We start from the raw sequence: 23550 nt of genomic DNA, 5'->3' as shown, positions 1-23550 counted from the left end.
CGTCGGAGATTCGTCACCCGTTCCTGTCGCGGGAGTGTCCGTGCTAGCCAGAACCCGTCTTGCCCTGGGCCCAGAGAGCCTGCTGGTGGCGCTCCTCGGCCTCTACCACGTGGCCCTCGCGGTGGGGCCGGAGCAGCCCTGGGGGCGGGGCCTGTGGCTGGCCCACATCGGCCTGCTGATCCTCTGGCAGCCTTTCGTTGAAACCGGCCGTCGTCTCAGCGTGGCCGAACTGGCCCTGATGGGAGCCGGCATCCTGCTGCTGACCCTGGGCCTCAACGACTGGCTGCTGATCTTCTGGACCGCCATCCTCTCGGCCCTGGTGGGCGGCCGGGTCCTCTTTGTCCGCCGCCGGCGCCAGCGCATTTTCCTGCTCCTGGCCTTCGGCTATCTGCTGGGTGCCCTGCTGGCCTGGCAGGTGCCCCAGGTGGTGCCCCGGGAAATGGCCGTGGATCCGGCCCTCAGCCCCGTGTTCATCTACGCCCTGCCTCTGCTGCTGCTGTCCATGCTGGTGTGGCCCCGCTCCCGGGAGGAAGCGCCCCCGCGCCGGGCCGAGATGGTGGACTTCGTCTACAGCCTGTTCGTCTTTCTCCTGCTGGCCGTGCTGGTGCTGGGCACCCTGGCCTTCATGCTGCTCGACCGCAGCGGCTATGGCGTGGCAGTGGCCTCCACCGTGTTCATCATGGCCGGCCTGCTGTTCCTGCTGGCCTGGGCCTGGGACCCCCGGGGCGGCTTTTCCGGCTTCGGCGTGCTTTTTTCCCGTTACGTCCTGAGCGTGGCCCTGCCCTTCGAGCAGTGGATGCGGCGCCTCACCTACCATGCCGAGTTCGAGGTCGATCCGGAACGTTTCCTCGGCCAGACCCTGGAGGAGATGCTGGCCCTGCCCTGGGTCCTGGGCGGCACCTGGGCGGCGGAACACCGGCACGGCGCCTTCGGGCTGGCCGACGGCGCCTTCTCCCAGCGCTTCGAATGTCCGCCCCTGAACGTGACCCTGTTCACCCGGCACAAGCTGTCGCCGGCCCTGATGCTGCATTTCCATCTGCTGCTGCGGCTGCTGGCCGAGTTCTACCTGGCCAAGCTGCGGGGCCGGGCCCTGCAGCAGATGAGCTACATCCAGGCCGTGCACGAGACGGGTGCCCGTCTCACCCACGACGTGAAAAACCTGCTGCAGTCCCTGACCAATCTCTGCCATGCGGCCGAACAGGCGGAAGCGGACGATGCCGAGGCTTTCCAGGCCCTGATGCAGCGCCAGCTGCCCCTGATCACCCAGCGCCTGCGCCAGGCCCTGGACAAGCTGGAGCAGCGGCCCGCCGCCGATGGCGAGGAGCCCGCTGCCGGCAGCTGGTGGACGGCCCTGGGCCAGCGCTACAGCGGCGAGGCGGTGACCTTCGCCGCCTGGCATGGGGGTGAGCAGCCCCTGCCCGCCGGGCTGTTCGACATGGTGGCGGAGAACCTGCTGCAGAACGCCCTGAGCAAGGCCGCCAGGGAAATGGACCTGCGCATCGAGGTACGCCTGCTGCCCGGGGCGGACGGGGCGGGTCTGGAGCTGCAGGTGGAGGACTCGGGCAGTCCGGTGCCGCCTGAGCTGGCGGCGGAACTGGGGCGGGCGCCGGTGAGCTCGGCCCACGGGCTGGGCATCGGTCTCTACCAGGCCGGGCGCCTGGCGGCCGAGAGCGGTTACGAACTGTGCCTGGCCGCCAACGAGCCGGGCCGGGTGTGCTTCAGCCTGCGTCCCCTCAGCCGGTGACCTCGGTCGGCACGGCGCCGAGGCTGCTGCCGGTGCCGCCGTCGCTGCGCTTGCCGGCCAGCCGGTACACCGTCATGTTGCCCTTGCCCTTGAGATAGAGGGTCTGGGGCTCGTAGAAATCGTAGCGGTCCCGCAGGCGACGGTAGGTGGTTTCATCCACCTGGATCATGCCGGGCACGCCTTCCGTGGTGATGCGGCTGGCGATATTGACCGTGTCGCCCCACAGATCGTAGATGAACTTTTTCTTGCCCACCACGCCGGCCACCACCGGCCCGGTGCCGATGCCGATGCGCACTTCCAGGTGCATGCGGTTCACCTCGAAATCCCGGTGCAGCAGATCGCGCACGGCCAGGGCCAGGTCGGCGATGGCGTCGGAATACTCCTCCCGCTCCTGGCTGAGGCCGCCGGCCACCATGTAGGCGTCGCCGATGGTCTTGATCTTCTCCAGGCCGTAGGCTTCGGCCAGTTCGTCGAAGGAGGAGAAGATGCGGTTGAGCATGGAGAAGACCTGCTGAGGCGAGAGGCCCTCCGCCACCTTGGTGAAATTGACGATGTCGGCGAACATCACCGTGACATCGGCAAAGCCGTCGGCGATGGTCTGGTTGCTGTGTTTCAGCCGTTCCGCCACGGCCCCCGGCAGGATGTTCAGCAGCAGCCGTTCCGAGCGCTCCTGCTCCGCCTGGAGCAGGGCGTGGGCCTCCACCATGCGTTCCTGCAGCTTCTGCTTCTCCAGGGTGGCAAAACGCAGCAGCAGATAGACGATGCTGGAGACGGCGGCAAAGTTGAGGGCGAAGAAGAAGATGCTGGTGCGCAGGGGCACGTGGCTGGCTTCCATGGCCGCCATGTCGGCCAGGTAGAAGTCGAAGAAGCCGGAGAGGGCGGTGAGGAACAGGTAGGCGATGAACCAGGCCAGGGATTCCCGCACGCCGAAAAACAGGATGGCGCCGATGGGCGCCAGCAGGCCCCACAGGCTGATGCCCGAGGCGGTGATGAAGTTGCCCATGCTCCACTGGGCAACGAAGGGCATGAACAGGAACAGCCCCAGCTGGGTGGTGCGGAACAGGGTGAAATTGCGGGTCTTGAAGTAGAGCAACAGATTGCCGGTGAGCAGCAGCTGGAAGATGAAGGGGATGGTGGAGGAGAAGCGCGGCCCCAGTTGCCAGTAGAGCAGCAGCCAGAGCATGGAGGCGGCGCTGATGAGGCCCGTGGCGAAAATCAGCAGGGACTTGTTGAGGCGCATCTCCTCGCTGTCGTTGGCCGAGAGGCCGACGTCGCGGAAGGAATGGAAGAAGGAGTCGGAGGACATGGGCCGGGGTCGATGCGAAGGCGTGGGCGGATGGTCTGAGTGTGGCAGTTGGGGCCGGGGCCGGTCAATGCTTGAAGCTGTCATTTCCTCACAGGGAACGGCCGGCGGCGATCAGGCGGTTGAACAGGAGATTGGGCGACAGCCACAGCACCTGGTCGTCGAAGCCCTGCTGGGTGACGGCCCGGCTGACGAAGACATTGTCGCCATCGTGATTTTCCACCTCGTCGGCATCGCTGCTGGCGCCGTTGGCGGCGCCCTGGGCGTTGATGGCGCCCAGGCCGTTCTTGCCGTGGGAAAGCACCAGGGCCGGCAGACCGGAGGCCAGGGTGGAATTGGCCACGGAACAGCCGCTGCTGGCCGAGGCGACGCTGCAGACCGTGATGTCGGCGGCGCTGGTGGCAAGCCCAAAGCCGTCCTTGTTGTTGCTGAAACGGGTGTGCACCCGGTAGCGGTAGTGATTGCGCCAGCTGTCGTACTGGCCCAGGCCCAGACTGGTCCACGGCAGCACGCCCTCGGCGCTGGGGCAGTTGCCGCTGCCGTCGCGGGCCTCTTCCACCCCGTCGTAATCCGTGTCCGGGCAGGGCAGGAAGGGGTGCTGGCCGCTGCTCGAATAGTGGCTGGCCGCATAGCCGATGAGGGCGTCGCCGATATCCTGCAACTGTTTCTTGGTGTCGCCGTTGTCCCGCACTTCGGTCTGGGCCGACAGGGAAAAGAGCATGCCCCCGGTGAGCAGGGCCACGATGACCAGCACGATGGCCAGTTCAACCAGGGTGAAGCCGTGGGGGCGGCGCAGGTGGGGGCTCATGGGATGAACTGGGCCTTGAAGTTTTGCAACAGGATCAGCTGGCCGCCGCTGCCGAAGCCGGTGGTGAAGCCAAGCCGGACGTTGCGCAGGGACTCGCTGCCTGAAAAATCGCTGATGGATATGGTATCCCTGATGGTGGGCGGCGAACAGGCGGCGGTATTGGGGGCGAAGGTGGTGCTGAGATCCGCCATGGCCACGTCCTCGACGAAACAGAGGGAATTGCTGGCGGGGAAGGCCCAGGCCTTCAGGTCGTAGGTGCCGGCTCCGGCGCCGCTGTCGTAGTTGCGGCTGATTTCCAGGCGGATGCGCACCAGCTGCCCGAGGGTGGCCAGGCCGCCGGGCGTGGCCAGGCCGCTGGTGAGGGAGGCTGGGTTGCGGGGGGAATCGCCGCTGCCGCTACCGAAACCATGCACGTTGTCGTCCCACAGGGGGGCGGCGACGCCGGCCCACCAGTTGTTCTCCCGGTAGCCCCAGTAGGTGAAGGCCAGGTGCCGGATGGTCAGGGGGTCCTGGCGGCCGTAGGCGTGGTTGCTGTTGCTCTCGTTGTATCCCAGGTTCTGCACGAAATCGAACTCCAGGCCAAGCTTGGGCGGGGCGATGGGGCGCAGGGTGACGCCGGCGGGCGGCGTCGGCTCGCCGGAGTAGCCCAGGTGCTGGTCCGGTGCGCCGCACATGGATGCGTCCGGGTTGCGCTCGGCATCGGCGATGGTGAAGGTGAAACCGTCGCCCCGGTCCTGCACCCGGTATTCGAAAAAGGCCCGCAGGCCGCTGCCGAAGCGCACCACCTGGTTGAACCAGAGGCAGCCGTAACGCAGGTTGGGGGGGCTGCCGATGGGCACGTCGCTGGTGCCCAGGGTGGCGGTGCCGGCGCCGCTGTCCACGGCAAGGGTGGGGTTGCCGCTGGCAAGCTCGTTACGGATGGCGGTGGCGGCGCCCAGGTCGTTGCTGAAATTGAGGGTGACGCTTTCCTTCAGGCACAGCACCACGTCGCCGGCCGCCTGGCTCTTGTCGTAGGCGGCCAGGGCCTGGGGCAGGGGGAACTGGCGGGCGGCCGCGTCGGTGGCCGTGGCGGCGGCGATGTTGGCGGCGGCCAGGAAGCTGGTGGCAGAAGCGCTTTCCGCGGCGGTGCGGGGCCCCGTGGCGGCCCGTTCCCCGGTGAAGATGAGGGCGCCCCGGCAGGGCTTGCCCCGCACCGTGAGGCAGCCGTCGCTGCCGCAGTTGAGGTAGCGCAATTGGTTGTCCCAGTGACGGCGGAACTCCTCGTCGCCACTGCCGAGGCTGGCGCTGAAATCGAAGGCGGCCGGCAGGCGCTGCAGTCCGTCGCTCGAGGCGTCCCCGGTCGGCAGGCTGGGAGCCGCATCCAGCGCGGACTTCAGGCCTGCCATCAGGGTGTCGATGCGGCTCGGGAAATCGCTGCGCTGCTTGATGCGCTGGAAAATGTCCCGGGGGCTGAGCCACAGCAGCAGGTCATTGTTGGAGGTGCTGCCCGGGGTGCCCTGGGTCAGGCTGAGACTGGCGCCGCCGCCGAAACTGTAGTTGCCGTCCAGATAGTTGGCCGCATTGGGGCTGTCGCCGCCGGGGCAGGCACCGCTGCCACCGCTGCGGTTCTGGCCGCCCAGGGCGATGCCTGGGGCGAAGAGGACGGCGACGGCGCCGCCCTCGGGGTTCTCCGGCTCGGTCAGGATCTGGCTGCCGTCGCTGCTGCGCACGGCGAACTGGCCCTGGCTGTCCCAGTTGAGGGGCGTGCTCTTGGGGCTGTTCTTGAAGCGGCCGACGGCGTACCACAGGCATTCCCCGCCTTCATCCTGCAGCATCGGCAGGCCCAGGGTCTTCCACGGCAGGAGGCCGACCACGGTGGTGCCGGCGGTGCCGCAACTGGCTTCGGCCTCGCCGTCGTTGTTGGTGTCGGGGCAGGGCAGCTGGCCGAAGACCTGGCCGTTGTTGCGCTGGTCGTAGGTGGCGGCGAAGCCGAGCAGGGCTTCCCGGGCCTGGGCCAGGGCCGCCATGGAGGCTTCCGCCCGGACCTGGGGATTACTGGAGACGGCGGTCAGGTGCCGGTAAAGGCCGTAGGCCCCGAGCACGAAGACGATGAGGAAGAACGCCAGCAGGGCGGCGCCGCGCTGACGGCAGGCGGGAGCGGGGTGGCGGGCCACGGCTCAGGGCGCCGCAGGGCGCCTGCCGGCGGGGGCGGGATGGACCCGCAGCACGCTGCCATCGGGCAGCAGGCCGGCGGATTCGTTGCTGCCGCGGCGATGGGAGTCGCCGACGCCGAGGCTGGTGCTGCTGTCGTTGCCCAGGTCCTTCAGGGTGGCGCGGCCCGGGTGGCGGCCATCGGGCCGCACCTGCAGGCCGCTGATGTCCTCCCGGTCGTGCTGGACCATGCCGTTGATCCAGGCCGAGCCCTTGCCGCTGGAGCGGCGCACGATGCCGTTGAGGGTCACCACCGGTTCTTCCGTGGCATGGCTGGTGTCCTGGATGTTGTACAGCCGCTGGCGCTCCAGGGCCTGGCGCCGTTCCGGCGTGAAGAAGAGGCGGCCCAGGGCTTCTTCGGCCAGGAGCGGCGAGGCGGCAGCGCCCAGGGCCAGGAGCAGGCCGGCGAGCCTGGCCAGGCGGGGGCCGGGGCGGGCGGCTTGGGGAGGGCGCAGGGAATGGGCGTTCATGGCAGGTTCCTCCCCGTCTCAGCGGGTTTGGGGGCCTCGCAGGGTGATCCAGTCCAGCAGGCACTGGGCCTTGAGGTTGGCGTGCGGACCGGTGCTGTCGCCCGGGGGGCGGGGCTGGCGGCTGACTTCGCAGCTGCGCACCAGGACCTGGGCCTTGGCCGTGTTGCGCAGGTCGGCGAGGACGTTGAGCAGATCCTCCTCATGCAGCAGCTGCAGTTGCAGGCGCATGGAACTGACCTGGAAGCTCCACGGCCCCTGGCCGTTGCCCAGGGGCTGCTGGGGCGAGAACTCGTACTGGATGTCCAGCAGGCGCCGGTTGTTGCGGATGTCCCGCAGCAGCTCGACCCAGTCCAGGCGCTGTTCCTCGCCGATGACGCCGCGGGCGGCCAGGTTGCTGAAGAGGGCGGCCTTGAGCTTGATTTCGCTTTCCTCTTCCCGTACCTGCTTCAGCTTGGCCTGGGCCTGGGCGTTGTGGGCCTGGGCCGTTGCCAGCAGGCGGCGGGCCTGTTGCTGCTGCTCCAGGGAAAAGAGCACCAGGACGGCGCCGCCGAGGCAGAAGAGGACGAAGATCACCAGGCTGAGGCGCAGCTTGCGCCAGTCGGCTGCGGTCAGTTTCATGGCGTCACCCGATGCACGATCTGCACGACGAAATGACGGGGCTCGGCGCTGGCCGGGGCATCGTCGCTGCTGCTGCCGCCCTTGAGGGACTTGCCCGATTCCACGTCGAACGGTTGCTGCTGCACATTCACCTGCAGGCCGGGCTGCTGCCGCAGGGCCGCCAGGAAACGCTCGAAAATGGCCAGCACCTGGCGCGGATTGGCCTGGGGGCCGGTGGGAATGCTGCCCCGCACCAGGGCGCTCTCGTCCCCCTCGCCCGGCGCTGCCGCCGCGGCAGTGGCGTTGCCATTGCCTCCGGTGCTGGTGCCGCCCCGCTGCCAGGCGATGGTGTCCAGCTCCACCTGGGGCGTTGCTTCCAGGGCCCGGCTGAGCAGCAGGTAAAAGTCTCGCGGGGTGGTGGGCTGCCGTTCCATGGCCTGGTAGCGGTTGATGACCTGGCGCAGGGTGTCGTTGTCCACCGGCATGGGCGGGAAGGTCCGGGCCAGTTCGGCATAGCGCTGGGCCGCGCTGTCGGCCTGGGCCTGGATGGCGGCCCGTTCGCTGCCGAGGCGGCTGGCGTCGTACAGCTGCTTGCCGGCGAAAAGCAGGCAGGCGAGGAAGACCAGCAGCCCGCCGGAAGAGAGCAGGGCCTTGAGCTGCCACACCCGGTAGTCGTGGCGCAGGGGCGGCGGCGCGAACTGCTGGGCCGGCGTCTGGACGGCCAGCAGGTGCAGGAACAGGGCTTCGCTGCGGCTGTCCTCCGGGGCATCGGCCAGGCCGATGAGGCGGGCGGCCTCGTCGTTGCCGACGATGCGGAAGGTGACGGCCGGGCTGTCGCTGCAGGCTTCCTGCACCGCCCGCACCGCCTGGGGGTGGACCAGGGCCAGGGCCTGCAGGGACTGGCCCCGGGCCAGCAGGCGCTGGCTGGTCAGGTACTGGTGCATCTTGGCCGCCTCTGCCGCCATGGCGTGGCCGATGCCGTGGATGCTGGAATCGTGCAGGGGCACCAGGCGCGAGAAGTGCAGTTCGCCCTTGTCGAAGAAGCTCTGGCGCAGGCTGTGATCCTGCACCGTCAGCATCAGGCAGGGGGCCGGGCCTGGCTGCAGCTTTTTCAGCAGTTGGGGGCCGAGCAGGGGCAGGGAGTAGATGCCCACCAGGGGCACGCCCAGGGACTGGATCAGGGCCGTCCACGGCATGATCTGGGCCGGGTTGGTGAAGCCGGCCAGCAGCAGGCGTTCGTCCTTGCGCCGGTTTTTCTCGAAGCCCAGGCGCTGGGCCATGTTCAGGTTGGTGCTGTAGAAATACTGGCCCAGCTTGCGCTGGATCACGGCTTCCCGGTCCTTGCCCTGGAGGAAGGGGATGGTGTCCAGCTGGAAGCCTTCGTCGGCCACGTTGATGAGGAGGTAGAAAAGGTCGTGGCGACGCTTTTCCAGGTACTGGCGGAAGGCCACCAGGCCCTCCTCCGAATGGGGGAAGCTGGCCTGGGCGTCCAGGCGGCCGCCCTTCCAGGCATGGGCCGAGAGTTGGTGGGCGGAGAGGTAGAGGAGATGGCGCTGGGGCATGGCTCAGGTCTTGATCTTGCTGATGACGTCGTACACCGGCCCCAGGACGGCCAGCATGATCCAGCCCAGGACCGAGCCGAGGATCAGGGTCAGGGCCGGCTCGATCAGGGACTGGATCTTTTCCACCGACTCCTTCACGTCCCGGTTGAAGAAGTAGCTGACGTTGCGCAGGGCGGTGTCGAGGGAGCCGGTGCTTTCCCCCACCCGCAGCATGCGTATTACCAGGGGCGGAAAGAGGCCGATGGTGTGGAAGGCGGTGGTGACGTTCTGGCCTTCGCCGATCAGCTGTTCCACCTTTTCCAGGCCCAGGCGGATGACCCGGTTGCCCACCACCTCTTCCGTGGTGCGGATCGATTCCAGGATGGGAATGCCCGAGGCGTAGAGCAGGGCGAAGGTGTTGGCGAAGCGGGAGAGCACGATCTTCTTCAGGATCGGCCCGAACACCGGCAGCTTCAGCTTGAAGGCGTCGAAGCCGTGCCGCACCGCCGGATTGGTGTGCAGCAGGTAGCTGAGCAGGGCGATGCCGAGGATGGGCAGGAGCAGGGCCAGGTACCAGTAATTGACCAGCAGGTCGGAGACGAAGAAGAGGGCCCGGGTCTGGGCCGGCAGTTCCTGGCCCATGTTGCGCACGAACTGCTTCAGCTGGGGCACCATGTACACCATGAGGAAGAAGGTGGCGCCCAGGACGATGGTGCCGACGAAGGCCGGGTACATCAGCAGCTTCTTGGTCTGGGAGGCGATCTCGTCCTCCCACTTGAGGGATTCGGTGAGGTTCTGCAGCACTTCGGAGAGCTGGCCGGTCAGTTCCCCGGCCCGCACCAGGCTGACGAAGACCTTGGTGAACACCCGGGGATGCAGGGCCATGGCCTGGGACAGGGTCTGGCCGCCCTCGATGGATTCCACCAGGCTGGCGATGACTTCGCGGAAGCGCGGATGTTCCAGGGAGTCCCGCAGGTCGGAGAGTCCTTCGAGGATGGGCACGCCGGCCCGGTTCAGCTGTTCCAGGTGGAAGCAGAAGTTGATCAGCTCCCGGCGCGGCACCGAGCCGCCGAACATGTCCCAGCTGCTGACTGGGGTGCCGTTCACCAGGTCCATTTCCATGCGCTTGAGGCGCATCTCCAGGTCCACCAGATTGATGGCGTCGAGGCGCCCCTGGACCATGCGACCATCCGCATCGACGGCCTTGTAGTTGAAGAGTCCCATGGCCGGACCCTACATCCGGTCGGTGAGGTCCACCACCCGGGATAGCTCCTCCAGGGAGGTGGAACCGTCCAGCACGCGGCGCAGGCCGTCGTCGGCCAGGGGGCGGAAGCCCTGGCGGGTGGCCTCGTTGCGGATGTCCCGGGCCGTGGCGCGGCGCGCCACCAGCTCGTCCATGGCCGGCGTCATGCGCAGCAGTTCCATGATGGCGATGCGGCCCCGGTAGCCCTGGAAGTCGCAGCGCTCGCAGCCGCAGGGGTGGTAGATCACCGGCCGCGGCCCTTCCGCCGGGATGCCGAGCAGGCGGGATTCGTGGGCCTCGGCCTGGTAGGGCGTCTTGCAGCCGGGGCAGAGGCGGCGCACCAGGCGCTGGGCGACGATGCCGATGATGTTGCCGGCCATCAGGTCCGGCAGGATGCCGATGTCCAGCAGGCGGGGAATGGCGCCGATGGCCGAGTTGGTGTGCAGGGTGGAATACACCTGATGGCCGGTCATGGCGGCGCGGAAGGCCATTTCGGCGGTGTCCGTGTCGCGGATTTCGCCCACCAGGATCACGTCCGGGTCCTGGCGCATCATGGAGCGGATGCCGTTGGCGAAGTCCAGCTTGGCCGATTCCGCCACCGAGGTCTGGCGCACCAGGGCCATGGGGTACTCCACCGGGTCTTCCAGGGTCATGATGTTCACGCCCTCGGAATTGATGTGGTTGAGCACCGAATAGAGGGTGGTGGTCTTGCCGCTGCCGGTGGGGCCGGTGACCAGGATGATGCCCTCGGGCCGGGCGATCATCAGCTTGAGCAGGTCCAGATGGTCCTCCGCCAGGCCCAGACCCTCCAGGGGCACGATGCCCTTCTGCCGGTCTAGGATGCGCAGCACCACGTTTTCGCCGTGAATGGTGGGCTGGGCCGCGACCCGGAAGTCCACCTGGCGGCCGCTCAGCACCAGGTTGATGCGGCCGTCCTGGGGCGCCCGGGTCTCGGCGATGTTCATGCCGCTCATGACCTTGATGCGCACCGCCATGGCCGGCCAGTAGGATTTATGCAGGGCCCGGATCTGCCGCAGCATGCCGTCGATGCGGTAGCGGATGCGCAGGAAGTTGGCCTCCGGCTCGAAGTGCACGTCGGAGGCGTCCCGCTTCACCGCGTCGGCCAGGATGGCGTCGATCAGCCGCACCACCGGCTGGCTGTATTCGTCGGAGGAGGACTGCAGGCTCTTCCAGTCGATCTCGCCGGTTTCGATCTCGTGCAGGATGCCGTCGATGGACAGCTCGTAGCCGTAGTACTGATCGATGGCCCGATCGATTTCCGATTCGCCGGCCAGCAGGGTCTCGATCTCCAGCTCGGCGTTGAGCTGGCTGCGCACCTTGTCCAGGGCGACGATGTCGTTGATGTCCGCCAGGGCCAGGGTCAGGCGGTGGCTTTCCGCATCGAAGTCCAGGGGCAGGATGTGGTGGCGCTTGGCCAGCTCCCGCGGCACCAGTTTGAGGGCGGAGGGGTCGATGACGGCCCGGGAGAGGTCGATGGAGCGCTTGCCCAGGCTTTCCGAAAGGGCTTCCCGCAGGGTCGTTTCCGAGACGAAGCCGAGGGATACCAGCAGCTTGCCCACCGGCTGGTTGGACTTCATCTGCTCCAGCAGGGCGATGCGCAGCTGGTCTTCGGAGATGATCCCCTGGGCGATGAGAATCTGGCCCAGGGGGCGGCGCTGGGGGCTGGGGGCGTTCATGGCGCGGCCAACTCCTGCAGCCGGCGCCGGGCGCCTTCCTTGTCGAACATGGCGGAGCGGCCGGCGGCGGCGCCGAGGGCCGCCTGGTAGTACTGCTGGGCCGGCTTGATCTGGCGCAGGTGGTCCAGGCTCACCGCCAGGTTGAAGAGATAGTCCGGGTTGTCGCCGTCGCTGGCCAGGGACTTGAAATAGGCCTGCTGGGCTTCGCTCCAGCGGCCCTGGCGGGCGTACACATTGCCCAGGGCGAAGTGGGCGTGGCCGGCTTCGGGCTGGGTCGCCAGCAGATTCTTCAGGCGGCTTTCCGCCGCCGCCGGATCGCCGTTGCCGAGGAGGGATACCAGGCCGGCCAGGGCCACCGGGTTTTTCGGGTCCGCCTCCAGGGCCTTCAGGTAGAGGGCTTCGGCCTTGGCCGTCTGGCCCTCGCGGCCGGCAATGCTGGCCATGCCGAGCAGGGCGTCGGTGTTGCGTGGGTCGGCCTGCAGCACCTTGTCGTAGTCCTGCACCGCGGCGGCGAAATCCTCCCGCTGCAGGGCGCCGTAGGCCCGTTCCAGCAGCGGGTTGGTGGCCGGCTTGCCGCGGCTGAGGCGGATGGGGCTGGGCTCCTCCGGCGGCAGCGCCGGCTGGCGTTCCTGGGGCACGGGACGCTCCCGGGTAAGGGGGGTGGGCATTTCCGGTACGGGGGGGCTGGGAGGCGCTTCTATAGCCGCTACTGGCATGGGGGCCATGGCGATGGGCGTTGCCATTGGTGCCGGCAGCAGGGGCTGGGGTTGCACCGGTGTCGGCGCCGGGCGGGCGACCATGGGGTTCTGGCTGAGGCCCTGCAACTGGAACCAGAAATAGATGCCGATGCCGAGCAGGCCCACCGCCAGGGCGCCCAGGGCAAGCCACAGCTTGTTGCGGTTGGGCGGTGTGCCGTTGCCGGCGGCCAGCTTGGCGTTGAAGAGATTGCGGGCCGCCTGGCGCTCCGCTTCCACATCGACTGCGGCGGCAGGGGCGGCACTTGGCGTGGGCGGCGGCGGGGCGGGCTGGTGGGAGGATTGGGGCGGCGGGGCGGCGGGGCTTGGCGCCGGGCTGGCGGCCACCGCCGCCAGGTCGGCATCCACCGTTGCCAGGTGGTCGTCCAGATTGGGCAGGGGCGACTGCCCCTGGCTGCCGGGCTGGGGGCTCACCGGCTCCAGGCTCAGTTCGCCGGGCGCCCCGGTGGCGGGGGCCGCGTTGCGCTTGGCCTCCTCCGCCTTCTTCAGGGCATCCATGAGCAGGCTCACGGCCGCGGCTCCATGCCGGAGGGCGCCATCTGCTGCTGGGGCCCCGGGTTGTTGGCGAAAAAGTCCTTGGTCGGCAGGGCGTCCCTCAGGTTGGCGTAGTCGCCACCGATGCTGGCTTCGCGGATGATGACCGGGCGCAGGAAGATGACCAGTTCGGTCTTCTGCAGGGAGTCGTCCTTGGCCGAGAAGAGGCCGCCGGCCACGGGCAGGCGGGAGAGTCCGGGAACGCTGTCGGCCCGGTTCTGCAGCATCTCTTCCATGAGGCCGCCCATGACGGCGATGTTGCCGTTTTCCACCCGCAGCACCGATTCCATCTCCCGGGTGCGGATCACCGGGACCTTGCTCTCGATGCTGTCGGCCAGGCCGTTGATGCCCTTCTTCAAGGCCGGATTGGGGTCGGGGATTTCATCCACCACCCGGGAGATGCTGGGGCGGATGTTGAGGAGCACCGTGTCGTCGCCGCTGATCTGGGCGGTGACGTTCATGACGAAGCCCACCGGCACCGAGTTGAGGGTGGTGGTGTAGGTGGTGACGGTGTTCACCTGGTTCTGGCTGGTGTCGGCCTTGATGGTGAAATAGACGTGGTTGTCCACCACCTTGATCACCGCCGTCTGGTTGTTGAGGACGCTGATCTTGGGGCTGGACAGCACCTTCACCGTGCCGAAGGTTTCCAGCAGGCGCAGGGCGCTGGTGAAGCCTCCGCCGGAGGTGGAGTTCTTGTAGCCGATCTCGAAATTGCTGCCGCTGGCGATGATGCCGGCCACGGCACCGCCCAGGGTCTGGGTCAAGGTGAAGCCGGCGGCGCCGCCGGTGATGCGGCTCCAGTTGATGCCCTGCTGGTAGTTCTGGTCCAGCCGCACTTCGGCGATGGTGGCCTCGATCAGCACCTGGCGCCGGGCGCTGCCCATCACCTGGTCCACGTATTCCTGGATTTTCTCGTGCTGCCGGGAGGTGGCGCGCACCGTGACGATGCCCGTTTCCGGATGGGCCATGACCGAGGCGGCCTCGCGGAAGGTGGTGCGCCGCACCACCATGGCACCGCTGTTCTGCAGGGTGGCCGGATTGGCGCTGCCCGCCAGGCTGGTGGCGGGGGCCGAGGTGCGGCTGCCGGCCGCCGGCGGCGTGCCGGTGCCGGTGGTGGTCTGGGTGGCGGCCACTTCGGTGACCGTTTCCGAGGAGCCTTCGGGCATGACCTTGTCGGTTTCCCGCAGGATGTCCTTGATGTTCTGGATCAGGTTGTCCCAGAAATGGTGCTGGGCCTTGTTCTCGATGCGGGTGACGGAACTGTTGCCGCTGCCGGCGGTGCCCGGGACCGTGGTGGTGCCGGTGGTGCTGGCGCCGGCGCCGGCGGTGGCGATCTGGGTGGTGACCGAGACGGTGCCGGCGGTGTCCCGGGTCATGTTCACGTAGTCGATCTTGTAATTGCGCAGGTAGGGCGTGTCCGGCATCACCGCCAGATTGGGGCCGTCCAGTTCGAAGCGCATGTCCACCTGCTTGGCCAGGCGGTTGAGGATCTGGGGCAGGGTCTGGTCGATGGCGTTGAGGGTCACCGTGCCGCTGATGCCCGGGTGGATATCCACGTTGAGCTTGGCGTCCCGGGCCAGGGCGAACAGCAACTCCTGCACCTTGACGTTGTTCACCACCACCGAATAGGTCTCGGTGCGGGGCGCGATCCGGGGTTTGGGCAAGGCCGCCGTCTGCATCACCGGTGCCGGAATGGCGCCGCTGACCACGGGCGCCGAGTCCGCCTGCAGGTGGGCCTTGCTGGGGTCCTTGGCAACGGGGGAGGCGCAGGCGCCGAGCAGTCCCAGGGATAGTGCTGCCAGCAGGGCGCGCACGGGGAAATGCTTGGGCAACGACGGGAGGCCGTCGGGGCGGGGGCCGTAATGGGCAGGCTTCATGGGGCGGGCCTTATCGGTTGTCTCGTTATGGGGCCGTTCTTATGTAACGCTATGTTTTAACGTTGATTATTTTTGAAGCTTCGATTCACTCTAGCATGTTTTTTTTGGTGGAAATTGGGCTTTCCTCACACTTTTTCGCCTGTTTTCCCTTTTTTTAACGTAGCCGCTGCACCTGCCGCGGGTAAGGGCGGGTGTTGCGGATGGCTTCGGGAAGGGCGGCCAGGGCCGTCACGGCGCTATTGCGGTCCGGAAAATCGCCGTAGGTCACGCCCCAGCGCGGTCCCTCCGCCGCCGTCCGGTAGTAGGCGCGCAGCGTCCCGGGGGGCAGGTCGCGGGCGGCCTGGGCCAGGAAGGCTTCCACTTCCCGGGTGGCGGAACCCCTCACTGCCAGCAGTTGAAGCACATAGTGGCGGTCGTCGGCCTGGGGCAGCCAGGCCTGGTGCGCCGCCAGGGCTTGCCGGGTGAGGCGGCCGGTATTTGGCGGCAGGTCGGCGGGGAGCGGGGCGGCGGAGGTGGCCGCCGGCGTTTCCGCCGGTGCGGATTCGGCCCCCGGGGTTGCCGCTGGCTCCTGGGGCGCCGGCGTTGCCTCGGGGGCTGTGACAGCTTCCGGGGCGGCCGCTGATGGCGCGGTGGCGGGTGTCTGGGCGGTGGGTGCGGCGGCAGCCGCGGGCGGCGCCGCGTCGGCGGCGACGCTTTGCCGTCCGGCCCAGTAGGCGCCGAGGGTGAGGGCGAGGCCCAGGGGCAGGGCCAGCAGCATGGGGCGCAGGGGACTTGCCTTGCTGGCGGCCGGCAGGGGGGCGAACTGGGCGTCCTTCACCGCGGCCTGGACCTGGGGCTGGTCCACCAGGTGGGTGTTGGCGGCAAAGGCGGCCAGCATGGCCTTGTCGGCCAGGATGTTGATGCGCCGGGTGAGGCCTTCCGAAGCCGCATCGATGTCCTGCAGGGCCCGCGGGCTGAAGATGTCGGGCCCGTGGTAGCCCGCTGCCCGCAGGCGGAACATCAGGTAGGGGCCGATGTCGGTGCGGCGCAGGGGCTCCAGGCCGAAGTTGTGGGTGATGCGTTCCTTCAGCTGGCGCAGGTCCGGCTGGGCCAGGCGCTCGTCCAGCTCCGGCTGGCCGAAGAGGACTATCTGCAGGAGCTTGTGGCGGGATGATTCCAGGTTGGAGAGGAGGCGGATTTCCTCCAGGGTTTCCCCCGGCATGGCATGGGCCTCGTCGATCAGCACCACCACCCGGCGTCCGGCGGCATAGCTTTGCAGCAGGCGTTCCTGCAAGGCCTTGAGCAGCAGGGAGGGGCGTCCTTCGGGCAGCTCCAGCTGCAGCTCGGCGGCCAGGGCATGGAGAATCTCGTCCCGGGAATAGGAGGGGTTGGCCAGGTAGACCGTCTCCACCGTGGCCGGCAGCTTTTCCAGCAGCATGCGGCACAGCATGGTCTTGCCGCTGCCCACCTCGCCCGTCACCTTGACGATGCCCTCGTCGTTGCTGATGGCGTAGATCAGGGCTTCCAGGGTGGCGCCCCGGTTGCCGCCGGCAAAGAAGAAGTCGGTGTGCGGGGTGATGCGGAACGGAGCCTCCCGCAGGCCGTAGTGTTCAAGGTACATGGCGGTCCTCGTTTCCTTGGTCCTGGCTGGGCAGGCGCTCCAGGCTGTCCCGGCGGGCGTGCAGGGTGGTGCGGTTGATGCCGAGCAGGCGGGCTGCCTGGCTCAGGTTGCCCTGGGTGATCTGCAGGGCGGCCTCCACATAGGCTTTTTCCCAGCGGGCCAGGTGCTGGTCCAGGTCGAAACCGGCCGGGGCCTGCTGCAGGTGCTCCCGGGCGGCCCGGATGTCGGGTGTCACGGGCTGGTCGTGGCGGGGACCAGTATCGGGCTGGGGCAGGTCCAGTTCGCCGGCCAGCTGTTCAGCCGTCACCGTTTGGCCCGGGTATTTGGCGGTGAGGCGGATGACGATGTTGCGCAGCTCCCGCACATTGCCGGGGAAGGCATAGCCATCCCACAGGGCCCGGGCCGGCTCGTCCAACTGGAAAGGCGGGAGGTGGCTCTGCTGGGCATAGCGCTGGCGGAAGTGCTCCAGGAGTTCCTGCCGGTCCCGGCCCATTTCCCGCAGGGGCGGGACCAGGATGCTGAATACGGAGAGGCGGTGATAGAGGTCGGCCCGGAAGCGTCCCTCGCGCACCTCCCTTTTGAGGTCCCGGTTGGTGGCGGCGACTATGCGGGCGTTGCTGCGGCGGCTCTGGGTTTCGCCGACCCGCTGGAACTCGCCGTTTTCCAGGACCCGCAGCAGCTTGGGCTGCAGCTCCAGGGGCAATTCGCCGATTTCGTCGAGAAACAGGGTGCCGTCCGCCGCGTCCTCGAAATAGCCGCTGCGGGCGCCGGCGGCCCCGGTGAAGGCACCCTTGGCGTGGCCAAACAGGGTGGGCTCCAGCAGGGTGGGCGAGATGGCGGCACAGTTGAGGGCCAGGTAGGGCTTGTCGCGGCGGCCGGTGGCCAGGTGCAGCTGATGGGCGACGATTTCCTTGCCGCTGCCCGATTCGCCTTCGATCAGCACCGGAAACGGGGAGTCGGCGTAGTGGTGGATCTGGGCCCGCAGCTTCTCCATGGGTTCGCTGTGGCCCAGGAGGGGCGAGTCGGCCGGGGCCGCCTCGCGGAAAGTGAGGCTGTTCAGCAGGGCCTGGCGCAGGAGGGCGGGGTCGGCCGGCTTGGCGATGAAGTCCACCGCTCCCAGGGTGCGGGCGTGGCGGCCGTGAGCTTCCCCGTCCTGGCCGGAAAGCACAAGGATGCGCATGGCCGGCGACTGGGCCAGCAGTTCGCCGATGAGGGCAAAGCCTTCGTCCGGCTGGTGGGGCAGGGGAGGCAGTCCCAGGTCCACCAGGGCCAGATCGGGTGGCTGGCGCAGTTGGCGCAGCAGGCTGGCACAGTGGCTGCGGGAGGGGCTGGTGAGGACTTCGAACGAGGACGCCAGGGAATAGGCCAGCGTGTCGCTGATCAGGGGGTCGTCGTCCACGATCAGCAGCAGGGGGCGTGACGATGCCGCGGGGAAGGCGCTTTTATCGGGCATTTTCGTTCGCTCGAAATTGGTGGCAGCAAGGGGGCTTGCAGCGCTTTATGTGGCCAAAATACGCCACTTCCCCGGGAGTTTCGCTGGAATTTTTCACGGAGCCCCAGGGCCTATCTGCTAAAATCGCCCCCTTTGGTTTTTTCAGCAAGGATTTTCCGTGCCGACCGAGAGTCTGGTCGAAATACGCGGCCTCAACTTCGCCTACGATACCGATTCCGGCCCCCGCAAGGTGCTGGAAGGCATCGACATGAGCTTCCACAAGGGCAAGGTGGTGGCCATCATGGGCGGCAGCGGCTGCGGCAAAACCACCCTGTTGCGCCTGATCGGCGGCCAGCTGCGTCCCAGTGCGGGCGAGGTCAAGGTGGCCGGCCATGCGGTGCACCGCATGAATACCCGGGAACTCTATGCCCTGCGCCGCCGCATGGGCATGCTGTTCCAGTTCGGCGCCCTGTTCACCGACATGTCCGTGTTCGACAACGTGGCTTTCCAGATGCGGGAACATACCGACCTGCCGGAAGAGCTGATCCGCGACATGGTGCTGCTGAAACTGCAGGCCGTCGGCCTGCGCGGCGCCGCCGGGCTGATGCCGAACGAGCTTTCCGGCGGCATGGCCCGCCGGGTGGCCCTGGCCCGGGCGGTGGCCCTGGACCCCATGCTGATCATGTACGACGAGCCCTTCACCGGCCTCGACCCCATTTCCCTGGGTGTCATCGGCCAGCTGATCCGCAAGCTCAACGATGCCCTGGGAGCGACCTCCATCATGGTCACCCACGATATCCAGGAGTCCCTGCAGATCGTCGACTACATCTACTTCATGTCTGCCGGACGGGTCGTGGCCCAGGGCACGCCGGACGAGATCCGGGCCTCCCGGGACCCCTTCGTGCATCAGTTTGTTCATGCCGAGGCCGACGGCCCGGTGCCTTTCCATTACCCGGCGGTGTCCGTGGCCGATTCCCTGCTGGGAGGTGTGCGTGGCTGATTTGTTGCGTCGGCTGGGCGCCAGCCTGGTGGATCGTATCTGGCAGCTGGGTTTTGCCAGCCGCTTCTTCTGGGCCGTCCTGCGTTATTCCGGCCAGTGCCTGACCCGGCCCAACCTGACGGTCCGGGAAGTCTATTTCAGCGGCGTGCTGTCCCTGCTCATCATCACCGTTTCCGGCCTCTTCGTCGGCATGGTGCTGGGGCTGCAGGGCTATGAAACACTGCAGCGCTTCGGTTCCTCCGAGGCCCTGGGCATCCTGGTGGCCCTGTCCCTGGTGCGGGAGCTGGGCCCCGTGGTGGCGGCCCTGCTGTTCGCCTCCCGGGCCGGTTCCTCCATCACGGCGGAAATCGGCCTGATGAAGGCCACCGAGCAGTTGAAGGCCATGGACATGATGGCTGTCAATCCCCTGGCCCGGGTGGTGGCGCCCCGTTTCTGGGGTGGTGTCATTTCCATGCCCTTCCTGGCGGCCCTGTTCTCGGCCATGGGGGTGTTCGGCGGCTGGCTGGTCGGCGTGGTGCTGATCGGCGTCGATGACGGCGCCTTCTGGTCCCAGATGCAGGCTTCCGTCGATTTCCGCGAAGACATCCTCAACGGCGTCATCAAGAGCGTGGTGTTCGGTGCCGCCGTGTCGTGGATTTCCGTATTTGAAGGCTATGACTCGGCGCCGACCGCCGAGGGGGTTTCTCGCGCGATCACGCGCACTGTGGTGACGTCGGCCCTGGTTATCCTGGCGCTGGATGTTGTTCTCACCTCGTTTATGTTCCGGGGGGCTTGATGAATCGTAAGGTGCTCGACCTGTGGGTCGGTGTTTTTGTCGCTATTGGTTTCCTGTCACTGTTGTTTTTGGCACTAAAAGTGGGGAATCTGTCCGGTTCCAACTTTGCCGAGACCTACGTCCTGCAGGCCAAGTTTGATAATATCGGGGGCCTGAAGGTCCGCGGTCCGGTGAAAAGTGCCGGCGTGGTGGTGGGTCGGGTTTCGGAAATCCATTTCGATCCCCAGACCTACGAAGCCGTGGTGACCATGACGGTGGATACCCGTTTCAAGTTTCCGAAGGATACTTTTGCTTCGATCCTGACTTCCGGCCTGCTTGGTGAGCAGTACATCGGGCTGGATGTGGGCGGGGACGAGAAAATGCTCTCCCCCGGCGACTCCATCTCCAAGACCCAGTCGGCGGTGGTGCTGGAGAAACTGATCAGCCAGTTCCTGTTCAACAAGGCATCCGAAGGACAGGACAAGAAGTAAGCCGGTTTTGCCATGGCTTCATTCCTCTGGCATGCTTGGCGCGACGCACAAATAACTAACTATCGATATTTCGAGGGACAAAAGTGGATAAAAAGGTAGCCAAGCGTTTCGGTATGTTCGCGCTAGCCACGGCTTTGCTGGCCGGACTCTCCGGCTGTGCCAGCACCGCCAACAACCCCAAGGATCCCCTGGAAGGTTTCAACCGGGCCATGTTCTCCTTCAATGACGGCCTGGACAAGGCCATCATCAAGCCGGTGGCCCAGGGTTACGACTACGTCCTGCCCCAGCCGGTGCAGACCGGGGTCGGCAACTTCTTCGGCAACATCGCCGACGTCTTCATCGCCGTGAACAACCTGCTGCAGGGCAAGCCCGCCGACGCCGCCTCCGATGCCGGCCGCTTCCTGCTGAATACCACCATCGGCGTCCTGGGCGTGTTCGATGTGGCCACGCCCGCCGGCCTGGAAAAGCACGACGAGGACTTCGGCCAGACCTTCGGCCGCTGGGGTGTGGGCGAAGGCGCCTACGTGGTGTGGCCGTTCATCGGCTCCCGCACCGTGCGTGATACCGCCGGTTACGTGGTGGATGTGGCTGTTGATCCGGTGTGGAACGTGGATCACGTGCCGACCCGCAACAGCCTAGCCGTGCTGCGCCTGGTGGATACCCGCGCTTCCCTGCTGCCGGCGGAGAAGGTCATCGACGATGCCGCCCTGGACAAGTACACCTATATGCGCGATGCCTACCTGCAGCGCCGCAAGAGCCTGGTTTACGACGGCAACCCGCCCCGGGAAAAGCTTGAGGACTGAGTCTTCCCCCTCCTGACCATACCCCGCCGCCAGGCGGGGTATGTCTTTGTGCTCCCCCCTAAGTTAAAATCCGCTTCCCAATTAGAGAGATTGCGCCATGAAAGCCATTCGTGTCCTTTTCACCATTCTCAGCTTCGGTCTCCTGTCGGCTCCCGTTTTCGCCGACGACATGGCCCCCGATGTGCTGGTCAAGAAAGTGACCGATGAGGTGCTGGCCGTGGTCCGCGCCGATAAGGACCTGCAGAACGGCAACACCAAGAAGGCCATCGACCTAGTGGAAACCAAGGTGCTGCCTCACTTCAACTTCACCCGCATGACCGCCCTGGCCCTGGGCCGCGAGTGGTCCAAGACCAGCGCCGAGCAGAAGACCCGGCTGACCAATGAATTCCGCATCCTGCTGGTGCGTACCTATTCCAACGCCCTGACCGCCTACAAGGATCAGACCGTCGAGTACAAGCCCTTCAAGATGCAGGCCGGCGAAACCGACGTGACCGTGCGCACCCTGGTGCACCAGACCAACGGCAAGCATATCGGCCTGGACTACGCCCTGGACAAGCAGGCCGACGGCTGGAAGGTCTATGACGTGGTGGTGGCCGGCGTTTCCCTGGTGACCAACTACCGTGAATCCTTCACCCAGGAAATCCGCGCCAATGGCGTCGATGGCCTGATCAGCACCCTGGCTGCCAAGAATAAGGGCCTGGAAGCCGCTGCCGCCGGTAAGAAGTGATGATCTCCATTGAAGGTTCCACCCTGAGGGTGACTGCCCCCATGGTGATTGCCAATGCACGGGAACTCCTGGCCCAGGGCCAGGATGCCCTGGCCGCCACGCCCGGGCTAACCCGGGTCGATCTGTCCGCCGTGACCGAGGCCGATTCCTCGGCTCTGACCCTGCTCTTCGCCTGGCTGCGCCGTGCCCAGACCCAGGGCCGTCAGCTGGATATCGTTGCGCCTCCCGCCGGCCTGTTGAGCCTAGCGGAGCTGTACGGTATTTCCGACCTCCTGCCCCTGGCCTGAGCCTGTCGCCCGGAATCCCATGGGCACTGCTGTCCACTTCGATCGTGTCGCCAAGCGCTTCGGCTCCCTGCAGGCCCTGGCCGGAGTCTCCCTGGAAATCGCCGAGGGCGAGTTCTTCGGCCTTCTGGGGCCCAACGGCGCCGGCAAGACCACGCTGATTTCCTGCCTTGCCGGCCTGGCCCGGCCCGATGCCGGCAGCGTCCGGGTGCTCGGTCGCGACGTGGTGGCCGACTATCGGGAGGCCCGGCGCCTGCTGGGCGTGGTGCCCCAGGAGCTGGTCTTCGACCCCTTCTTTTCCGTGCGCGAAACCCTGCGCATCCAGTCCGGCTATTTCGGCATCCGCAACAACGATGCCTGGATCGACGAGATTCTGGAAAACCTGGACCTCACCGCCAAGGCCGATACCAACATGCGCCGTCTCTCCGGCGGCATGAAGCGGCGCGTGCTGGTGGCCCAGGCCCTGGTGCACAGGCCGCCGGTGATCGTCCTCGACGAGCCCACGGCCGGCGTCGATGTGGAACTGCGCCAGGGGCTGTGGGAATTCATCCGCCGCCTCAACGGCGAGGGCCACACCATCATCCTCACCACCCATTACCTGGAAGAGGCGGAAACCCTGTGCGGCCGCATCGGCATGCTCAAGCAGGGACAGCTGGTGGCTCTGGATGAGACGGCCAGCCTGTTGCGCCAGTTTTCCGGCCACACCCTGACCCTGCGCCTGGGCCAGGGGGGCCTGCCCGCAGCCCTGGTGCCGCGCCTGCTGTCCCGGGAGGGGGCCGTCTGCCGCCTCCGTCTGGCGGGCTTTGCCGAACTGGAACAGGTGCTGGCCGACCTGCGCCAGGCAGGTTGCGGCGTCGCCGACCTGAAGCTGGACGAGCCGGACCTGGAAGAAGTCTTCGTTCGCCTGATGCGCGGCGAAGTCAGCCGGGAGGCGGTGCAGCCATGATGCTGGGCTTTCGTACCCTGTTCTACAAGGAAGTGCTGCGTTTCTGGAAGGTCGGTTTCCAGACCGTGGCGGCACCGGTGCTGACGGCCCTGTTGTACCTGCTCATCTTCGCCCACGTGCTGGATGAAAACACCCGTATCCACGGCGTCACCTACACCGCTTTCCTGGTGCCCGGGCTGGTGATGATGTCGGTGCTGCAGAACGCCTTCGCCAATTCCTCCTCGTCCCTGATCCAATCCAAGGTCACCGGCAGCGTGGTGTTCGTGCTGCTGCCGCCCATCGCCTACGGCGAGTTTTTCCTCGCCTACGTCCTGGCGGCCTTGGCCCGGGGCGTGGTGGTGGGGCTGGGGGTGCTGCTGATGACGCTGGCCTTCGCCCCCCTGCAACTGGCCCATCCCCTGTGGGCCCTGGCCTTTGCCGTGCTCGGCGGCGCCATGCTGGGGGCCCTGGGCATGATCGCCGGCATCTGGGCCGACAAGTTCGACCAGCTGGCGGCCTTCCAGAACTTCCTGATCATGCCGCTGACCATGCTCTCCGGCGTCTTCTACTCCATTCACAGCCTGCCGCCCTTCTGGCAGCAGGTGTCCCATTTCAATCCCGTGTTCTATATGATCGACGGTTTCCGCTACGGCTTCTTCGGCGTTTCCGACGCCGCTCCGCAACAAAGCCTGCTGGTGGTGTCCGTCTGCTTTGCCGCGCTCACCGCGCTGACCCTGGCCCTGCTCAAGCGGGGCTACAAATTGAGAGCCTGACC

The 23550-nt window shown here is 67.0% G+C and carries 21 protein-coding genes; 9 read left to right on the top strand and 12 right to left on the bottom strand.

The window, feature by feature from the left end:
• The first annotated feature begins 40 nt into the window (after nucleotides 1-40).
• A complete protein-coding gene (locus EV678_RS15585) occupies nucleotides 41-1744 on the top strand; it encodes an ATP-binding protein (RefSeq protein ID WP_130460156.1) in 1704 nt (567 codons plus the stop codon).
• Here EV678_RS15585 and EV678_RS15580 read toward each other — a convergent pair.
• The 12 genes from EV678_RS15580 to EV678_RS15525 all read right to left on the bottom strand — a co-directional run bounded on the left by EV678_RS15580 (nucleotide 1734) and on the right by EV678_RS15525 (nucleotide 17812).
• Nucleotides 1734-3050 carry an adenylate/guanylate cyclase domain-containing protein gene (locus EV678_RS15580; RefSeq protein WP_014236482.1) on the bottom strand — a complete coding sequence of 439 codons (1317 nt, stop codon included), beginning with the start codon at nucleotides 3048-3050 and terminating at the stop codon, nucleotides 1734-1736. The genes EV678_RS15585 and EV678_RS15580 overlap by 11 nt on opposite strands.
• A gap of 88 nt (nucleotides 3051-3138) precedes the next feature.
• Nucleotides 3139-3855, bottom strand: coding sequence for a type II secretion system protein (locus tag EV678_RS15575; RefSeq protein ID WP_130460155.1), 717 nt, complete (start codon nucleotides 3853-3855; stop codon nucleotides 3139-3141).
• A complete protein-coding gene (locus EV678_RS15570) occupies nucleotides 3852-6008 on the bottom strand; it encodes an L-type lectin family protein (RefSeq protein ID WP_130460154.1) in 2157 nt (718 codons plus the stop codon). Before EV678_RS15570 ends, EV678_RS15575 begins: the two co-directional genes overlap by 4 nt.
• Before the next feature lie 3 nt (nucleotides 6009-6011).
• A complete protein-coding gene (locus EV678_RS15565) occupies nucleotides 6012-6515 on the bottom strand; it encodes a hypothetical protein (RefSeq protein ID WP_130460153.1) in 504 nt (167 codons plus the stop codon).
• A gap of 18 nt (nucleotides 6516-6533) precedes the next feature.
• Nucleotides 6534-7133, bottom strand: coding sequence for a hypothetical protein (locus EV678_RS15560; protein WP_130460152.1), 600 nt, complete (start codon nucleotides 7131-7133; stop codon nucleotides 6534-6536).
• Nucleotides 7130-8674 carry a hypothetical protein gene (locus EV678_RS16515; RefSeq protein WP_130460151.1) on the bottom strand — a complete coding sequence of 515 codons (1545 nt, stop codon included), beginning with the start codon at nucleotides 8672-8674 and terminating at the stop codon, nucleotides 7130-7132. Before EV678_RS16515 ends, EV678_RS15560 begins: the two co-directional genes overlap by 4 nt.
• A 3-nt stretch (nucleotides 8675-8677) precedes the next feature.
• Nucleotides 8678-9877, bottom strand: coding sequence for a type II secretion system F family protein (locus EV678_RS15550; protein WP_130460150.1), 1200 nt, complete (start codon nucleotides 9875-9877; stop codon nucleotides 8678-8680).
• A 9-nt stretch (nucleotides 9878-9886) separates the two neighbouring features.
• Complete coding sequence (locus EV678_RS15545) at nucleotides 9887-11593, bottom strand: GspE/PulE family protein (protein ID WP_014236489.1); 1707 nt, start codon at nucleotides 11591-11593, stop codon at nucleotides 9887-9889.
• Complete coding sequence (locus tag EV678_RS15540) at nucleotides 11590-12858, bottom strand: tetratricopeptide repeat protein (RefSeq protein WP_130460149.1); 1269 nt, start codon at nucleotides 12856-12858, stop codon at nucleotides 11590-11592. The genes EV678_RS15545 and EV678_RS15540 overlap by 4 nt, the downstream gene beginning before the upstream one ends.
• On the bottom strand, nucleotides 12855-14759 hold the full coding sequence (gene mshL / locus EV678_RS15535) for a pilus (MSHA type) biogenesis protein MshL (RefSeq protein WP_014236491.1): 1905 nt from the start codon (nucleotides 14757-14759) through the stop codon (nucleotides 12855-12857). The genes EV678_RS15540 and mshL overlap by 4 nt, the downstream gene beginning before the upstream one ends.
• 154 nt (nucleotides 14760-14913) lie before the next feature.
• Nucleotides 14914-16359 (bottom strand): AAA family ATPase, encoded by a 1446-nt coding sequence (locus EV678_RS15530; protein ID WP_130460148.1) that lies wholly within the window; start codon nucleotides 16357-16359, stop codon nucleotides 14914-14916.
• Nucleotides 16349-17812, bottom strand: a complete 1464-nt coding sequence (locus EV678_RS15525) for a sigma-54-dependent transcriptional regulator (RefSeq protein ID WP_130460147.1) — start codon at nucleotides 17810-17812, stop codon at nucleotides 16349-16351. The genes EV678_RS15530 and EV678_RS15525 overlap by 11 nt, the downstream gene beginning before the upstream one ends.
• A 157-nt stretch (nucleotides 17813-17969) precedes the next feature.
• Here EV678_RS15525 and EV678_RS15520 point away from each other — a divergent pair, with 157 nt between their 5' ends.
• The 8 genes from EV678_RS15520 (at nucleotide 17970) to EV678_RS15485 (ending at nucleotide 23548) form a co-directional block, all read left to right on the top strand.
• Nucleotides 17970-18791, top strand: coding sequence for an ABC transporter ATP-binding protein (locus EV678_RS15520; RefSeq protein ID WP_014236494.1), 822 nt, complete (start codon nucleotides 17970-17972; stop codon nucleotides 18789-18791).
• A complete protein-coding gene (gene mlaE, locus EV678_RS15515) occupies nucleotides 18784-19566 on the top strand; it encodes a lipid asymmetry maintenance ABC transporter permease subunit MlaE (protein ID WP_014236495.1) in 783 nt (260 codons plus the stop codon). Before EV678_RS15520 ends, mlaE begins: the two co-directional genes overlap by 8 nt.
• Nucleotides 19566-20036, top strand: coding sequence for an outer membrane lipid asymmetry maintenance protein MlaD (mlaD, locus tag EV678_RS15510; protein ID WP_014236496.1), 471 nt, complete (start codon nucleotides 19566-19568; stop codon nucleotides 20034-20036). Before mlaE ends, mlaD begins: the two co-directional genes overlap by 1 nt.
• A 113-nt stretch (nucleotides 20037-20149) precedes the next feature.
• The gene (locus EV678_RS15505; protein WP_083833936.1) at nucleotides 20150-20839 is read left to right on the top strand and encodes an MlaA family lipoprotein; all 690 of its coding nucleotides are present in this window, start codon (nucleotides 20150-20152) and stop codon (nucleotides 20837-20839) included.
• A 97-nt stretch (nucleotides 20840-20936) separates the two neighbouring features.
• The gene (locus tag EV678_RS15500; RefSeq protein WP_014236498.1) at nucleotides 20937-21566 is read left to right on the top strand and encodes an MlaC/ttg2D family ABC transporter substrate-binding protein; all 630 of its coding nucleotides are present in this window, start codon (nucleotides 20937-20939) and stop codon (nucleotides 21564-21566) included.
• Nucleotides 21566-21853, top strand: coding sequence for an STAS domain-containing protein (locus tag EV678_RS15495; RefSeq protein WP_014236499.1), 288 nt, complete (start codon nucleotides 21566-21568; stop codon nucleotides 21851-21853). Before EV678_RS15500 ends, EV678_RS15495 begins: the two co-directional genes overlap by 1 nt.
• Nucleotides 21854-21872: 19 nt before the next feature.
• The gene (locus EV678_RS15490; RefSeq protein WP_130460146.1) at nucleotides 21873-22796 is read left to right on the top strand and encodes an ABC transporter ATP-binding protein; all 924 of its coding nucleotides are present in this window, start codon (nucleotides 21873-21875) and stop codon (nucleotides 22794-22796) included.
• A complete protein-coding gene (locus EV678_RS15485; protein ID WP_014236501.1) occupies nucleotides 22793-23548 on the top strand; it encodes an ABC transporter permease in 756 nt (251 codons plus the stop codon). The genes EV678_RS15490 and EV678_RS15485 overlap by 4 nt, the downstream gene beginning before the upstream one ends.
• The last annotated feature ends 2 nt before the right edge of the window (nucleotides 23549-23550 follow it).

It is taken from the genome of Azospira oryzae (genome assembly GCF_004217225.1).
In the GTDB taxonomy this organism is placed as follows: domain Bacteria; phylum Pseudomonadota; class Gammaproteobacteria; order Burkholderiales; family Rhodocyclaceae; genus Azospira; species Azospira oryzae.
Note: the sequence above shows the minus strand (reverse complement) of the source record. Positions and strands in the feature narration are given on the sequence as shown.

Excerpts from the sequence above, each read along its gene's own strand:
- EV678_RS16515 (WP_130460151.1), bottom strand. The coding sequence starts at position 8,674 with ATGCCCCAGCGCCATCTCCTCTACCTCTCCGCCCACCAACTCTCGGCC.
- EV678_RS15550 (WP_130460150.1), bottom strand. The coding sequence starts at position 9,877 with ATGGGACTCTTCAACTACAAGGCCGTCGATGCGGATGGTCGCATGGTC.
- mshL (WP_014236491.1), bottom strand. The coding sequence starts at position 14,759 with ATGAAGCCTGCCCATTACGGCCCCCGCCCCGACGGCCTCCCGTCGTTG.
- EV678_RS15545 (WP_014236489.1), bottom strand. The coding sequence starts at position 11,593 with ATGAACGCCCCCAGCCCCCAGCGCCGCCCCCTGGGCCAGATTCTCATC.
- EV678_RS15565 (WP_130460153.1), bottom strand. The coding sequence starts at position 6,515 with ATGAACGCCCATTCCCTGCGCCCTCCCCAAGCCGCCCGCCCCGGCCCC.
- EV678_RS15560 (WP_130460152.1), bottom strand. The coding sequence starts at position 7,133 with ATGAAACTGACCGCAGCCGACTGGCGCAAGCTGCGCCTCAGCCTGGTG.
- EV678_RS15530 (WP_130460148.1), bottom strand. The coding sequence starts at position 16,359 with ATGTACCTTGAACACTACGGCCTGCGGGAGGCTCCGTTCCGCATCACC.
- EV678_RS15500 (WP_014236498.1), top strand. The coding sequence starts at position 20,937 with ATGAAAGCCATTCGTGTCCTTTTCACCATTCTCAGCTTCGGTCTCCTG.
- EV678_RS15505 (WP_083833936.1), top strand. The coding sequence starts at position 20,150 with ATGTTCGCGCTAGCCACGGCTTTGCTGGCCGGACTCTCCGGCTGTGCC.
- EV678_RS15525 (WP_130460147.1), bottom strand. The coding sequence starts at position 17,812 with ATGCCCGATAAAAGCGCCTTCCCCGCGGCATCGTCACGCCCCCTGCTG.
- mlaD (WP_014236496.1), top strand. The coding sequence starts at position 19,566 with ATGAATCGTAAGGTGCTCGACCTGTGGGTCGGTGTTTTTGTCGCTATT.
- EV678_RS15485 (WP_014236501.1), top strand. The coding sequence starts at position 22,793 with ATGATGCTGGGCTTTCGTACCCTGTTCTACAAGGAAGTGCTGCGTTTC.
- EV678_RS15580 (WP_014236482.1), bottom strand. The coding sequence starts at position 3,050 with ATGTCCTCCGACTCCTTCTTCCATTCCTTCCGCGACGTCGGCCTCTCG.
- EV678_RS15575 (WP_130460155.1), bottom strand. The coding sequence starts at position 3,855 with ATGAGCCCCCACCTGCGCCGCCCCCACGGCTTCACCCTGGTTGAACTG.
- EV678_RS15490 (WP_130460146.1), top strand. The coding sequence starts at position 21,873 with ATGGGCACTGCTGTCCACTTCGATCGTGTCGCCAAGCGCTTCGGCTCC.
- EV678_RS15495 (WP_014236499.1), top strand. The coding sequence starts at position 21,566 with ATGATCTCCATTGAAGGTTCCACCCTGAGGGTGACTGCCCCCATGGTG.